Source organism: Tersicoccus mangrovi (genome assembly GCF_036881825.1).
GTDB lineage: Bacteria > Actinomycetota > Actinomycetes > Actinomycetales > Micrococcaceae > Tersicoccus > Tersicoccus mangrovi.
Map to the genome: position 1 here is coordinate 411,127 of NZ_JBAJMW010000001.1, position 13,259 is coordinate 424,385.

Consider the following 13,259-nt stretch of genomic DNA (forward strand, 5'->3'; position numbering starts at 1 on the left):
GGCGCCGCCGCCCCGAACTGTCGGAACCGGCTGATAGGTTGCGGGTCTCACCCCGCCCGCCTCGCGGCAGCAGAGCCCAGGCCGGTCGACCGTCAGGAGAACCATGCGCATCGCCGTCATCGGAGGAACCGGCCACATCGGCACGTTCCTCGTCCCCCGCCTCGTCCGTGCCGGGCACGACGTCCTCAGCCTCAGCCGCGGCGCCCGCGCCCCGTACGCGGACGCCCCGGAGTGGAGCGATGTCGAGCAGGTGACCGCGGACCGTGAGGCGGAGGAGCGCGACGGCACCTTCGGCGACCGGATCGGCGGGCTGCACGCGGACGTCGTCGTGGACCTGGTCTGCTTCACCGCCGAGTCGGCGACGGCCCTGGTCCAACGCCTGCGCGGGAACGTCGCGCACCTCGTGCACTGCGGCTCGATATGGCGTGCCGGAGTCAGCCACGTCCTGCCGGTCACCGAGACCAATGCGACGCCCCCGTTCGGCGAGTACGGCGTGCAGAAGGACCGCATCGCCCGCCTGTTGAAGGAGGAGACCGCGTCCGGCGGCCTGGTCACGACCTCGCTGCACCCGGGGCACATCAGCGGTCCGGGGTGGGCGCCGATCGGCCCCACCGGCAACCTCGACCCCGCCGTCTGGCGCACGCTCTCGGCCGGTGAGCCGCTGCGCATCCCCGGGCTCGGCGCGGAGACGATGCACCACGTGCACGCCGACGACGTCGCCCAGGCGTTCGAACTCGCCGTCACCCATCGCGACGCCGCCGCCGGGGAGGACTTCTCCGTCGTCGCGGCCGACGCGTTCTCGGTGCGCGGGTACGCGGAGGCCGCGGCGTCGTGGTTCGGCAGGTCAGCGGACCTGCAGTCGGTCAGCTGGGAGGAGTTCCGGTCCGGCCTCTCCGAACAGGATGGGCAGACGAGCTGGGAGCACCTCGTGCGCAGCCACGTCTTCTCGATCGAGAAGGCGCGGCAGCTGCTCGGCTACGCGCCGCGGTACACGGTCGAGGAGACGACGCGCGAGGCCGTGCGCTGGCTGGTCGAGCACGATCGGCTCGAGGTGGCGGCCCCGCTCGTCGTCTGAACGGGCTCACGCATTCCGGCGCGCCGTCGCCCGTCGCCAGCTCGTCCGCTCCGGTCCTGAGCCGACCGGTTCAGCAAGATCGGCCGCGACGGCGCGAGTGGCACTGCGGATCACGACGGCGATCGCGCCGAGGACCAGGACCAGGCCGGCCACCTGGGCCCACGCCAGCGTCTCTCCGGCCATCGTCACACCGATGGTCAGGGCGACGACCGGGCTGAGGAGGCCGAGGAACGCGGGGACCCTGGTGGGCAACCGGGCGATCCCGCGAAACCACAGCAGATACGCCACGGCGGTGCCGAGCAGGGCAAGGTAGGCGTAGCCGGCGACGGCGGTGGGCGAGAACCTCGCCGCGGGCAGTGGCTCCACGACCAGGGTGATCGGCACGAGCAGCAGGCCGCCGAGGAGTAGCTGCCACGACGTGAGCACGAGCGGAGGGACGTCCTTGCCCCACCGCCGGGTCAGGACCGTGCCCGTGGCCATCGACGCGGCTCCGAGCAGTGCCGCGACGACGCCGACCGGATCCAGCGCCGACCGGGCCTGCGTCACGAGGAGTGCCACCCCGGCAACGCCGGCGAGTCCCGCGACGATCACCGCGCCCGTGAGACGCTCGGCGAGGACCACCGACGCGAGGACGGCGACGAGCAGGGGCTGGATGCCCCCGACGACGGCCGCCACGCCGCCGGGCAGACGGCCCGCCGCGACGAAGAGGCAGATGAAGAACACGGCGATGTTCAGGGCGCCCAGAAGCGCGGCCCTCCACCACCAGTCACCCCGGGGGAGTCGATGGCCGATCGCCAGCAGGATGAGGCCCGCCGGCAGGGCGCGCAGCGTGGCCGTCGTGAGCGGGTGATCCGGCAGGAGCAGGCGGGTGGTGGTCCAGTACGTCGTTCCCCACAGCATCGGTGCAAGCGCCGTGAGGGCCACCGGGAGTACGAGTCGATTGCTAAGCACTTAGCCAATATAGCTAAGTGCTTAGCGTTAAACTAGGGTCATGGACCACCTCGACCACGTCCTGCGGCAATGGCAGGCGGAACGGCCGGACCTCGACACCTCGCCCATGGGGGTCATCGGCCGGCTCAGCCGCGCCTCCGCCGCCGTCGACGCCCGCCTCGCCGCAACCTTCACCGCTCACGGCATCGACGCGGCGACCTTCGACGTCCTCGCCACCCTGGTCCGGCAGGGTCCGCCGTATCGGATGTCGCCGGCCGAGCTCGCCGCCGACGCGATGATCACCTCGAGCGCGGTGGCGCAGCGCCTGAACCGACTCGAGCGCGGCGGCTGGATCCGACGGCAGCCGCGGCCCGGGGACGGGCGGGGGAAGCTGGTGGAGATCACGTCCGCGGGACGGGCGGTGGTCGACCAGGTGCTGCCCGACCACCTCGCCACCGAGGAAAGCATCCTCGAGCCGCTGAGCGCGGGAGAACGGCATCAGCTCGCTCAGCTCCTGGCACACCTGACGCCGTCCACGTAGCCCGGCTGGTGCTATGGCGGGTCGGGGCGGGTCCTCCTGACGACACGGTCCTGCCTGCGCCGACGTCAGTCGGCGAAGAGGTCCCGGGGCATCCGTTCCCCGCCGACGAGATCGGCGAACATCACGCGGTCGAGCGGCATGCCCGTGCGGATCACACTCACCGACCCCGTCGGCTCGAGCACGACGCACGCGACCTCCCGGCAGTCCCGGATACCCGAGCCGCGCAGCGCCCCGTAGAGCTCCCCCTCGGAGACGCGTGCGCGTGCCAGCAGGTCGTGCTGTACGCGCCCGCCCGCCATGAGCACCAGCGGTTCGGTCCGTACGAGGTGCCGACCCCACCCGTTGCGGCTGATCCGTTGGACGATCAAGCGCAGCACGAACAGGGTCAGGAGCGCCACGGCGCCGGCGGTGAGCGTCACGGAGGTGCCCAGCACCGCGCGACCGGCGATCGGTCCCAGCGCGAGCACGACGACGACGTCCGCGGTGGCCATCCGCGCGAGCGGTCGCTGACCGAAGAGGCGGACGATGACCAGGAACACGACGTAGATGCCGGCCGCCGCGATCATCACCGCGATCACGCCAGCGCCGTCCGTGCCGAGTCGATCCCACATGGCCACCCTCCTCGTGCTCCTGAGCTCCCGTGCGACAACGGTCGACAAGCCCGGGGCCTATTGTCGCTGAATGAGCTTCCAGGACTGGATCGAACTGGCGGGACGGGCCATCGACGGCGCCGGGGTCGCGGCCGTCGTGATCGGGGTGATCGCCGCCTCGGTGTACGCGGCCGTCCGCGGCATGCAGGGCCGACGTCCCGTCTACCGGCCCTACCGGCAGTTCCTCGGTCGGTCCATCCTGCTCGGCCTGGAGCTCCTCGTCGCCGCGGACATCATCCGCACGGTCGCCGTCACTCCCCCCTCACGAGCATCGCGGTGCTGGCGGGAATCGTCCTGATCCGGACCTTCCTCAGCTTCTCGCTCGAGCTCGAGATCACCGGGCGCTGGCCCTGGCAGAAGCGCCCGGACGAGCAGGCCGGGACGACGCCGCAGCCGTCCGCCTGAGAGTATTGACCGGGACGAACGAGCCGTGCGCCGCCGGCTGTGGGTCGGTCCGGCAACCCGACTGGTTCGGCGTACTCGCCGCTTGTGCCGCGACAGCGCGTGGTGTGTGCTTCGCCCATGGGATTCTTTCCGCCCGACGAGGTGATCGACGACGGGCAGCGGCCCGATCCGCAGCAGCCGGCGTGGTGGGGGCCACCTGACGACGAGATCCCGATGACGTGGGCATCTCCTGCGATGCTCGGTGTCACCGACCATGTCGCCGTCGCCCTGATCGGCGCCGAAGTCTTCTCCGACGGGGTCATCCTCCGCATCGAGCGGCGGCTCCGGCGGCTGACGATGCCGCGACAGACATGGTCTCGGCACCGTGAGGTCTTCCTGGGCCACGACGCTGAGGATGCACCCGGCCGACTCCGGTACGGCCTCGTCCTCGACGACGGCCGCAATGTATTCGACAGCGGACCCGCGGCCGGCAGCGCGGATCCCTTCTTGACACCCTCATCGTCGGTACTCACCCGGCAGGGAGGCGGAGGTAGCGGAGACGACCGTTCGTTCTCCACCACCGACCGCCTGTGGCTGTGGCCCCTACCGCCGGCAGGTCCGCTGGATCTTGTCTTCCAGTGGCCAGACCTCGGTCTCGACGAATCGCATACCGCACTCGACGGATCGGCGATCGTCGCCCTCAGCAGCCGAGCGGTGGCCTTGTGGCCACACGGCTGAGACCCAGCTAGCCATCCGTCCCGGACGACGACGCCAGTCACACGTACCACCGCCATCCGCACACCGTTGCGTCAAACGACCACCGGCTCTCACGCGAATGTCGCGGAACGACGGCCGGTGCTCACGTGACGGTCAAATCGCCCTGCATGTTCCCGTGGAATTCGCAGTGGAAGGGATAGCGTCCCGGCTTTGCCGGTGCCGTGAAGGTCATCGACTCACCGGGCTTGACATCGAGGAGCTGTCCATGGGCGACGCCGTGCCGGACGAGGCGGAACCGCCACTACTCGAGGAACACCCCGCCGAAGCGAGAATGATGGCGACGCCCACGGCGGGGTAGGCGAGTTCTCGTCTGATGTTCATGGCAGCCTCGTTCTCGCGGACCTTCGGCCCGGCTTCTGACGTCGGTTCTCCCTGTATTCGTAGCGACGGGCAGCACAGATGCGACTCCGGGTGTCGGGCTTCCCGCCGTCACGCCTTCCGGCCCGGCGCTCGCTGCCCGTCTCGAGCATCGCGACAGCCAGGACGCACTCGGTCCGAAGCCTCGAGTGCCGGCGGAGACACTGCGTCACCGCCGGGAGTCCTCGACGCCGCTACGCCTTGACCACCGTGACCGCAATCCGGTTCTTCAACCAGACCGTGATCTGCTTCGACGCGACCGACCGGTGCGCTGGTCAATATGGAAATGAAAAAGCTGGACCCCGGCCCGGACGACGGGCACGGGGCGCCGCAGGATGCCGCCCGATAGACCATCGTCTTCGGGCACTTCGCAATCTTCGCGTTGACTGTGTGCGACGTGTGTGACGTTGGGAAGCCGCGAGGGCGGTCTCCAGTGCGGTCGGCTTGGCCACTCCTGACGAGGAAGCTGAGCTACTTGCGACGCTTCAGAACCGCGAGTGAGACGACGATCGCGATCACGACGAAAGCGACAATGCCAATAGGGCCCAGGTTGATGCCGCCCGCATTGGGATTCGACCCGGAAATCGCAGAGAGCTCTTGGTGGACGGCCATCAGGTGCAGCACGCGGGCTCCTCGGTCAACGTCGACGAAAGGTGACGATCATGGGCGACTTCGCTTCCAAGACCTAGTCAGACCACTTCAGGCGCAGGCTATCGGCAGTCGCCGCCACAGTCCATCGAACTCGACCTGTTCGGTCCCCGAAGCGCCGCGTCCGGTAGATGAAGGGCAACCGAACGGCGCGCAGCTTCCTTCGGACCCTGCCTCCGAGTCGGGGGCGGGATCGTGAGTGCCCGATTGACGATCGTCTATCGGACGTTTTGAAAGCTTCACACGGCCTCGATGGCAGCTGGACAAAAGCTGAGAGACTGCTCAGCTCACATCCTGGGCTGGGTCGGTGAAGGAGATCGGTTTGCCAGCGGCGCGTGCATACGCGACCTCTCTGCTCGTGGACTCGCCGATGTACCCACCAGGGTTGACGACCATGATCCGGTCAGCCAAGTCGATCTTGCGCAGGTGAAGGGCGCCCAGCGCGGCCTTCTGCTCGTCGGTGATCGAGACGTCCGCTTCGCCCGGCGCAAGGACGATGACTCCGGAAAAGGTCAGATCACGATTCGCTGCTCGTATCTGGTCGAGGAACCGCGTGGAACCGCAGATGCAGACGATCTCGGGTCGGTGGGGCAACAATCACTCCTTCGGTCACTGCTGGCGGCTCGTCGTCTATCGGTCTCGTTCCTCGGTGGCGTCCGACGACGCCACGAACTCTGTGGACAGCACTCTGCCGGCGAACGTGCCATGTGACCGGCGCTTCTGACGCCGTTGCTCATCCACCTGCTCGGGGTGGAATCCCTCGGCCTCGATCAGGGCGTCGACAACATCGAGCACGTCACCGATCTCCTCGAGCCGGCCCGCTCGTGTGGTTGCCTCGATGACCTCGTCTGCCTCCTCGGCCAGCTTGGAACGTAGACAAGCGACATACTCGGTGTGGTCCATGATTCGGGTGACGTACCGACCCCCTCGGCTGGCCGTGATCTCCGGCACCCCGTCTCGGACGAGCTTTCCAGTCGACCCCGCACAATCTTTCGCGCCATCGGGGCTACCCATCACCGAATCGTCCACCACCTCACCGTAATCGAACGCGCAGCGCTTGCCCGCCCGATAGACGAACGTCTAACGCACGGCCATCGTTTCGCGCGCTGACCGTCATCCCACGTCAGGAGTCGGTGCCCGATAGACCCGCCCGATGACATTGCCCGCAACGGGGCCTTTTCTGCGACACTCTCGACAGCGCCCACAAGGGCAGTCAGCGGTGCGCGTCCAGCCGACGGCGCAGTTCGTTCCGGACCGCCGGCCACTCCGAGGCGATGATCGAGAAGACCACGGTGTCGCGCAGGGACCCGTCCGCCATCCGCTGGTGGTTGCGCAGCACGCCGTCCTGCCGCGCCCCGAGCCGGGCGATCGCGGCCCGGGACTGCTGGTTCATCCAGTGGGTGCGGAACTCGACCGCGATGCAGTCCAGCGCCTCGAACGCGTGCGCCAGCAGCAGCAGCTTCGACTCGGTGTTCGTGCCGGTGCGCTGCGCCGACGCCCGGTTCCAGGTGGACCCGATCTCCGCCCGCCCGTTGGTGCGGTCGATGTTCATGAACGTCGTCATACCGAGCACGACGCCGTCGGCGTTGCGGCGGGCGACGAACGGGATCATCGAGCCGGCCTCCTGCAGCGCGAGCCGCCGGTCGATCTCCGCGCGCATGCCCTCGGGACGGGGCACCGTCGTGTACCAGAGGGTCCACAAATCGCCGTCGGTCACCGCCTCGGCGAGCGCGTCGTGGTGGTCGAGCGTGAGCGGTTCGAGGGTCACGAGGTCGCCGCGCAGCGTCACGGGCGCGAAGTCGGTCATGACGACGACGGTACCGGCCCGCCGGCGCCGTCGTCGCGAGCGCAGGACGAGGGCAGACGAGAGCAGGACGGGGTCGCCGAAAAGCTGGGAGTAGCCTGACAGAGGTCGGGCGGTCGTCCGTCCTCGATCAGCGTCGACGAGGGGATCACATGTCCACCAGTACCGCGGCACCCACGCGCACCGGCACGCGCCGGGCCATCAGCAACACCCTGAAGGGGTCGGCCGGCAATCTCATCGAGTGGTACGACCTGTACGTCTACGCGGCGTTCTCGTCCTACTTCGCCACGTACTTCTTCAACCAGAAGGACCCCACGCAGGCGCAGATCGACGCGTACCTGACCTTCGCGTTGACCTTCCTGATGCGCCCCGTGGGTAGCTGGTTCTTCGGCCGGTTCGCCGACCAGCGCGGCCGCAAGGCGGCTCTGACGCTCAGCGTCACGCTCATGTGCGCGGGGTCGCTGATCATGTGCATTCTGCCGGGCCTGAATCAGATCGGCCTCTGGTCCACCGTGCTGCTCTACCTGACCCGCCTGCTGCAGGGCTTCTCGGTGGGCGGCGAGTACGGCACCAGCGCCACCTACATGTCCGAGGCGGCCACCGCGGGCCGGCGCGGCTTCTTCTCCAGCTTCCAGTACGTCACCCTCGTCGGCGGCCAGGTGCTGGCCCTGCTGACGCTGGTCATCCTGCAGAACGTGCTGGGCGCGGACCAGCTCACCGCCTGGGGCTGGCGCATCCCGTTCCTCATCGGGGCGATCGCCGCGCTCGTCGTCCTCTGGCTGCGCCGGACCATGGACGAGACCATCACCGAGGACCAGCGCCGGGCCGCCTCGTCGACCGCCGACGCCGCCAGCCACGGGCTCGCGGCCCGTCCCGGCAGCCTCAAGCTCCTGTTCACCCAGCACTGGAAGCCGTTCCTGATCGTCGTCTTCCTGACGATGGGCGGGACAATGGCGTTCTACCTGTTCACCACCTACATCCTCAGCTTCATGAACAACGTCTCCCACATCCCGAAGACGCAGACCTCGGTGATCAACTTCTGGGCGCTGTTCGTGTTCATGCTGCTGCAGCCGGTCTTCGGCGCGCTGTCCGACCGGATCGGCCGCAAGGCGCAGCTCATCCTGTTCGGCGTGCTCGGCACCCTCTTCACCTGGCCGATCATGGCCACCCTCGCCGGGGTCAACGACGCGATGGCCGCCTTCTGGCTGATGCTGGCCGGCCTGACGATCAACGCCCTCTACACGTCGGTGAGCGCCATCGTGAAGGCGGAGATGTTTCCGGCGTCCATCCGCGCCCTCGGCGTCGGCCTGGCCTACGCGGTGGCGAACTCGCTGTTCGGCGGCACCGTGCCGTTCATCGGGGAGTCGCTGTCCTCGGCGGGGCACAAGGAGTGGCTCTTCGCCTACGTGACGATCGCGATCGCGCTCTCGCTGATCGTGTACATCTTCTTCGTGCCGGGCAAGCGCCACCCGCGCGGGTCCTCGTTCGACCAGGACGACGTCGCTCCCGAGACGCAGTCTCGTCGATGAGGCCGTCTCGTCGATGAGGCCGTCTCGTCGATGAGGCAGTCTCGTCGATGAGGCAGTCGAGCCGCTGAGTCGCGTCGATCAGGCCGTGACGCCCGAGCCGTCCCGGCTCAGGCGTCCTCGGTGAACCGGCGGCGGATCGTCTCGAGGTCCTCCGCCGGGAGGCCGGCCCGCAGCAGGAAGGCGGCGGCGTCGATCTCGTCGAGCGTGTGGAACAGGTGGGCGCGGGTCTCGGCGACCCAGGCGTCGAGCTGCTCGGGCGTGCGGTAGCGCTCGACGGGGTGGTCGATCACCCGGAACCGTTCGTTGGCGGCACGGACGCCGCGCTCGTAGTCGTCGGCGATGGCGTCGTGCGGCACGCCGATCAGCTGCAGCAGGAGCATGACGACGAGTCCGGTGCGGTCCCGCCCGCCGGAGCAGTGCACGAGGACACCGCCGGGCGGGGCCACGGCGATGTCGTGCACGATCGCCACGAATCTCTCGGGCCAGAGCCGCAGGTTGTCCGCGTAGTACTGCGGGGTGTTCAGGTAGGGCCAGCACAGCTGCTTGAAGTCCAGGTCGGTGGGGTCCTCGGTGGGACGCACCAGCTGATTCAGGCCGTTCAGCGTCCCGTCGTCGACGACGGCGTCCGTCTCACGCCGGCCCCGCTCGTCGTCGTTGCGCAGGTCGATCACGGTGCTGACACCGTCGGCACGCAGCTGGACCCACCCAGCCGTCGTCATGGTCTCGGTGCGTCCGGACCGGAACAACTGCCCCACCGCGGTGCGCCCTCCCCCGGCCACCGGCAGCCCACCCAGATCGTGGACGTTGATGGCACCTTCCCACTGCGGCGTGCTCACTCCCATGCCGGGAGGCTATCAATTCTCTCGGTACTCGAAATACCAAGCCCGCTCTCCATCCCCACGCTCCCTACCCTCCGAACTCGTCCCCAGAACACGACCGCCCTCCCCGAACTCCCGTGTCCGCCCCGCAAGACGAACTCACCCACCGCCATCCTGATCGTCGATCGCCAGGCACGGCCCGGTCCGCACGAAAGGGGACGTGTCGACCAAGCGAGCTCTGCGAGCGCCGGGAGATCCAGTCCCCGTGTGCGGTCCGGTCCGCGCCGGACCCAACCACAAGGAAGGACGGCGAACGAAGCAAGGACGCCGACCTCACGGTCGACGCCCCTGCAACGCATCAGACTCAGGCCGAGACGAGTTCGGCCATCTCCTCCTCGACCCACCGCGCCGGCCGGGTGCGGCGGCACAGGTACTCGGCGTAGGCGATCGAGGTGATGAAGTCCGGGAACTCGGCGCGCATGGCCGAACGCTCCAGGATCTCCCGGGCCTCGTCGAACCGGTCCTCGGGCGAACGCTCGAGCGCGTCGAACTCCTCGTCGAGCAGCCGCTCGACCCAGTCCGCGGTGACGATCTCGCCGTCGCGGGTCAGGGCCTCGCAGTGGATCCACTGCCAGATCTGCGCCCGGGAGATCTCGGCGGTGCCGACGTCCTCCATCCGGTCCCCCACGGCGACGGCGCCGGTACCGCGGAGCCACGACTCGAGGTAGCGCAGCCCGATGCGCAGATTCTCCCGGATGCCGCCCTCGGTGATGCTGCCCGTCGTGGCGGCCACGTCCAGCAGTGCCCGGTCGGAGAACTCGACGTCCTCGCGCGTCCGGTGCAGCTGGTTCGGGGCGTCGCCGAGCGCGTCGTCGAACACCTCGCGGCACAGCGGCACCAGGCCCGGGTGGGCCACCCACGACCCGTCGAAGCCGGCCTCGGCCTCCCGCTCCTTGTCGCGCCGCACGCGGGCCAGAGCCCGGTCGTTCTCGTCGCCGTGCTCGGGCGCGGGGATCACGGTGCTCATCCCGCCGATGGCGTGGGTGCCGCGGCGGTGGGCGACGGCGACGAGCTGCTCGGTGAACGCCCGCATGAACGGCTGGCTCATGCTCACCCGCTCCCGGTCCGGCAGGATGAACCGCGGCCCGCGCTGCCGGAAGTTCTTGATCATGCTGAACACATAGTCCCAGCGGCCGGCGTTCAGCCCGGCGGCGTGCTCGCGCAGCTCGTACAGGATCTCCTCCATCTCGAATGCGGCCGTGATGGTCTCGATCAGCACGGTGGCGCGGATGGTGCCGCGCGGCAGGCCCAGCAGCTTCTGCGCCAGCACGAAGACGTCGTTCCACAGTCGCGCCTCCTCCGCCGACTCGATCTTCGGCAGGTAGAAGTAGGGCCCGGAGCCGTGGCTGATCAGGTGCTCAGCGTTGTGGAACAGGTAGAGCGCCATGTCCACCAGGCCGCCCCACACGGGCCGGCCGGCGATCTGCAGGTGCTTCTCCGGCAGGTGCAGGCCGCGGGGGCGCACGACGACGGTCGGCCGCGCACCGGCGTCGGCCAGCTCGGGGATGGCGCCGCGCAGCCCGTCGTGCAGGTTGAGCTGCGCGTTGATGACGTTCTCCCACGTCGGCACGCTCGCGTCCTCGAGGTCGGCCAGCCACACGTCGGCGCCCGAGGTCAGGGCGGTGACGGTCGACGAACGGTCCACGGGGGTGGTGATCTCGACGCGCCGGTCGGTCAGGTCCGGCGCCGGGGGCACGACCTGCCACTCGGTGTCGGCCCGCAGCGCAGCCGTGTCCGGACGGTACGCCGGGTCCTTGCCGAGGGCGATCGACCGGCGCCGCGTACGGCGGGCCTCGAGCAGCTCGTCCCGGCGGGCGAACGTCGCCCGGTGGAGGGCGGCGACGAACCGCAGTGCCTCCGCGGTCAGGACCTCCTCCTCCCGTCGGATCGACGGCGCCAGCAGCGTCACGCCGTTCATGGTGCAACCCTCGGTGCTGATGTGGTTCATCTCGATTCCCTCCTTGCGACCCTGCCTTGCGACGTGTCCGGTTCGCGGTCTTCGGTTTCTGGTGTTCCGTGCTGGTGTTCGGTGATGCGGCGGAAAATCTCCGCGTCCTTCAAGCCTGCTGGCTCGCCACCCCTCCTGCACCCGCACGATCGAAAGAAGTTGTGCCGTTCTTCGCACGTGAGCAAGAAGGCGTCCGGCCAGGAAGGTGAGCGGCGCGAGCGAACGCCCGTCCTGCCCGGGACGGCACGTGGGGACACTGGACACGACTCCGGACATGACGGAGGGCCGACACCCCGACGTCGTCGGTGGTGCCGGCCCTCCAGCCGGTCGGTGCACGCGGCTCAGGCGTGCGTCCGGCTCAGGCGTCCGCTCGGCCTAGTGGAACTGGCCCTCCTCGGTGGACCCGACCAGCGCCAGGGTGGAGCCGGACGGGTTGAGCGCGGTGGAGACCAGGTCGAAGTAGCCGGTGCCGACCTCGCGCTGGTGCTTGGTGGCGGTGTAGCCGCGGGACTCGGCACCGAACTCGCGCTCCTGCAGGTCCACGTAGGCGGACATGCCGTCACGGGCGTACCCGTGCGCCAGGTCGAACATCGAGTAGTTCAGGGCGTGGAACCCGGCCAGGGTGATGAACTGGAAGGTGAAGCCCATGGCGCCGAGCTCGCGCTGGAACTTCGCGATGGTCGCGTCGTCCAGGTGCTTCTTCCAGTTGAACGACGGCGAGCAGTTGTAGGCCAGCATCTGGTCCGGGTGCTCGGCCTTGACCGCCTCGGCGAAGCGGCGCGCCAGCTCGAGGTCCGGGGTGCCGGTCTCCATCCAGATCAGGTCCGAGTACGGGGCGTAGGCCTTGGCCCGGGCGATGCACGGCTCGATGCCGTTGCGCACCGTGTAGAAGCCCTCGGCGGTCCGCTCGCCCGTGAGGAACGGGACGTCCCGCTCGTCGACGTCGGAGGTGATCAGGGTGGCCGCCTCCGCGTCGGTGCGGGCGACGACGACGGTCGGGGTGCCGGAGACGTCCGCCGCGAGCCGCGCGGCGTTGAGGGTGCGGATGTGCTGCTGGGTGGGGATCAGCACCTTGCCGCCGAGGTGGCCGCACTTCTTCTCGCTGGCCAGCTGGTCCTCCCAGTGCACGCCCGCGGCGCCGGCGGCGATCATGGACTTCATCAGCTCGTAGGCGTTCAGCGGGCCGCCGAAGCCGGCCTCGGCGTCGGCGACGATCGGCACCAGCCAGTCCTCGACGGATCGCTTGCCCTCCGCGAACTCGATCTGGTCGGCCCGCAGCAGCGCGTTGTTGATCCGGCGCACCACCGTCGGCACGGAGTTGACCGGGTAGAGCGACTGGTCGGGGTAGGTGTTGCCCGACGTGTTGGCGTCGGCCGCGACCTGCCAGCCCGAGAGGTAGATGGCCTGCAGCCCGGCCTTGACCTGCTGCACGGCCTGGTTGCCGGTCAGCGCGCCGAGCGCGTGGACGTAGCCGCCGTCCGCACGGCCCGCCTGGAGGGTGTCCCACAGCTTCTCGGCACCGCGGCGGGCGAGGGTGTGCTCCTCCTGCACGCGGCCGCGGAGACGGACGACGTCCTCGGCGGTGTAGTCGCGGGTGACGCCGTCCCACCGGGAGTCGGCCTCCCACTCCAGCGTCAGGGCCTCGGCCTGCTGCTGGAGGGACTGGTTCTGGCGATCCGTGCTCATCGGATACTCCTTCGCGTCGATGCGGGTGGCGCACCCGACTCGGTGCGCCTTG

Annotated in this window: 13 protein-coding genes and 2 pseudogenes; 5 read left to right on the forward strand and 10 right to left on the reverse strand. The window is 69.2% G+C overall.

Translation table 11 applies throughout. The annotated features are described in order from the left end of the window. The first annotated feature begins 103 nt into the window (after positions 1–103). Positions 104–1,075: an NAD-dependent epimerase/dehydratase family protein gene (locus V6N00_RS02030; protein WP_334230391.1), complete on the forward strand. Its 972-nt coding sequence runs from the start codon at positions 104–106 to the stop codon at positions 1,073–1,075. Positions 1,076–1,081: 6 nt separating this feature from the next. Here V6N00_RS02030 and V6N00_RS02035 read toward each other — a convergent pair whose 3' ends face one another. Next, on the reverse strand, positions 1,082–2,026 hold the full coding sequence (locus tag V6N00_RS02035; protein ID WP_334230392.1) for an EamA family transporter: 945 nt from the start codon (positions 2,024–2,026) through the stop codon (positions 1,082–1,084). Positions 2,027–2,066: 40 nt separating this feature from the next. Here V6N00_RS02035 and V6N00_RS02040 point away from each other — a divergent pair, with 40 nt between their 5' ends. After that, positions 2,067–2,546, forward strand: a complete 480-nt coding sequence (locus V6N00_RS02040) for a MarR family winged helix-turn-helix transcriptional regulator (protein ID WP_334230393.1) — start codon at positions 2,067–2,069, stop codon at positions 2,544–2,546. Positions 2,547–2,611: 65 nt separating this feature from the next. Here V6N00_RS02040 and V6N00_RS02045 read toward each other — a convergent pair whose 3' ends face one another. Then, positions 2,612–3,157 (reverse strand): DUF421 domain-containing protein, encoded by a 546-nt coding sequence (locus V6N00_RS02045; protein WP_334230394.1) that lies wholly within the window; start codon positions 3,155–3,157, stop codon positions 2,612–2,614. A gap of 70 nt (positions 3,158–3,227) precedes the next feature. Here V6N00_RS02045 and V6N00_RS02050 point away from each other — a divergent pair. Continuing rightward, positions 3,228–3,601, forward strand: a pseudogene (locus tag V6N00_RS02050) (DUF1622 domain-containing protein). Between the two features lie 117 nt (positions 3,602–3,718). Beyond that, positions 3,719–4,318, forward strand: coding sequence for a hypothetical protein (locus V6N00_RS02055; protein WP_334230395.1), 600 nt, complete (start codon positions 3,719–3,721; stop codon positions 4,316–4,318). Positions 4,319–4,439: 121 nt separating this feature from the next. On the opposite strand, the pseudogene V6N00_RS17195 reads toward V6N00_RS02055, so the two are convergent. The 5 genes and pseudogenes from V6N00_RS17195 to V6N00_RS02075 all read right to left on the reverse strand — a co-directional run. Beyond that, a pseudogene (locus V6N00_RS17195) lies at positions 4,440–4,538 on the reverse strand (cupredoxin domain-containing protein); the annotation flags it as partial. Positions 4,539–5,185: 647 nt separating this feature from the next. After that, on the reverse strand, positions 5,186–5,338 hold the full coding sequence (locus tag V6N00_RS02060) for a hypothetical protein (RefSeq protein WP_334230396.1): 153 nt from the start codon (positions 5,336–5,338) through the stop codon (positions 5,186–5,188). A gap of 306 nt (positions 5,339–5,644) precedes the next feature. Continuing rightward, a complete protein-coding gene (locus V6N00_RS02065; protein WP_334230397.1) occupies positions 5,645–5,956 on the reverse strand; it encodes a hypothetical protein in 312 nt (103 codons plus the stop codon). 36 nt (positions 5,957–5,992) lie between these two features. Further along, positions 5,993–6,391 (reverse strand): nucleoside triphosphate pyrophosphohydrolase, encoded by a 399-nt coding sequence (locus tag V6N00_RS02070; RefSeq protein WP_334230398.1) that lies wholly within the window; start codon positions 6,389–6,391, stop codon positions 5,993–5,995. Positions 6,392–6,575: 184 nt separating this feature from the next. After that, positions 6,576–7,169 (reverse strand): GNAT family N-acetyltransferase, encoded by a 594-nt coding sequence (locus V6N00_RS02075; RefSeq protein ID WP_334230399.1) that lies wholly within the window; start codon positions 7,167–7,169, stop codon positions 6,576–6,578. A gap of 149 nt (positions 7,170–7,318) precedes the next feature. Between V6N00_RS02075 and V6N00_RS02080 the strand changes: the two genes are divergently transcribed. Further along, positions 7,319–8,695, forward strand: coding sequence for an MFS transporter (locus tag V6N00_RS02080; protein ID WP_334230400.1), 1,377 nt, complete (start codon positions 7,319–7,321; stop codon positions 8,693–8,695). Positions 8,696–8,802: 107 nt separating this feature from the next. On the opposite strand, the gene V6N00_RS02085 is transcribed toward V6N00_RS02080, so the two are convergent. The 3 genes from V6N00_RS02085 to aceA form a co-directional block, all read right to left on the reverse strand. Further along, on the reverse strand, positions 8,803–9,537 hold the full coding sequence (locus V6N00_RS02085; protein WP_334230401.1) for a tyrosine-protein phosphatase: 735 nt from the start codon (positions 9,535–9,537) through the stop codon (positions 8,803–8,805). Between the two features lie 340 nt (positions 9,538–9,877). Beyond that, on the reverse strand, positions 9,878–11,521 hold the full coding sequence (gene aceB, locus V6N00_RS02090) for a malate synthase A (protein WP_334230402.1): 1,644 nt from the start codon (positions 11,519–11,521) through the stop codon (positions 9,878–9,880). A gap of 375 nt (positions 11,522–11,896) precedes the next feature. Continuing rightward, the gene (aceA, locus tag V6N00_RS02095; protein WP_334230403.1) at positions 11,897–13,207 is read right to left on the reverse strand and encodes an isocitrate lyase; all 1,311 of its coding nucleotides are present in this window, start codon (positions 13,205–13,207) and stop codon (positions 11,897–11,899) included. Between the last annotated feature and the right edge of the window lie 52 nt (positions 13,208–13,259).

What these genes read in the sequence shown, in the direction of transcription:
- V6N00_RS02030 (WP_334230391.1), top strand. Translation starts at nt 104, where the DNA reads ATGCGCATCGCCGTCATCGGAGGAACCGGCCACATCGGCACGTTCCTC.
- V6N00_RS02040 (WP_334230393.1), top strand. Translation starts at nt 2,067, where the DNA reads ATGGACCACCTCGACCACGTCCTGCGGCAATGGCAGGCGGAACGGCCG.
- V6N00_RS02045 (WP_334230394.1), bottom strand. Translation starts at nt 3,157, where the DNA reads ATGTGGGATCGACTCGGCACGGACGGCGCTGGCGTGATCGCGGTGATG.
- V6N00_RS02055 (WP_334230395.1), top strand. Translation starts at nt 3,719, where the DNA reads ATGGGATTCTTTCCGCCCGACGAGGTGATCGACGACGGGCAGCGGCCC.
- V6N00_RS02075 (WP_334230399.1), bottom strand. Translation starts at nt 7,169, where the DNA reads ATGACCGACTTCGCGCCCGTGACGCTGCGCGGCGACCTCGTGACCCTC.
- V6N00_RS02080 (WP_334230400.1), top strand. Translation starts at nt 7,319, where the DNA reads ATGTCCACCAGTACCGCGGCACCCACGCGCACCGGCACGCGCCGGGCC.
- V6N00_RS02085 (WP_334230401.1), bottom strand. Translation starts at nt 9,537, where the DNA reads ATGGGAGTGAGCACGCCGCAGTGGGAAGGTGCCATCAACGTCCACGAT.
- aceB (WP_334230402.1), bottom strand. Translation starts at nt 11,521, where the DNA reads ATGAACCACATCAGCACCGAGGGTTGCACCATGAACGGCGTGACGCTG.
- aceA (WP_334230403.1), bottom strand. Translation starts at nt 13,207, where the DNA reads ATGAGCACGGATCGCCAGAACCAGTCCCTCCAGCAGCAGGCCGAGGCC.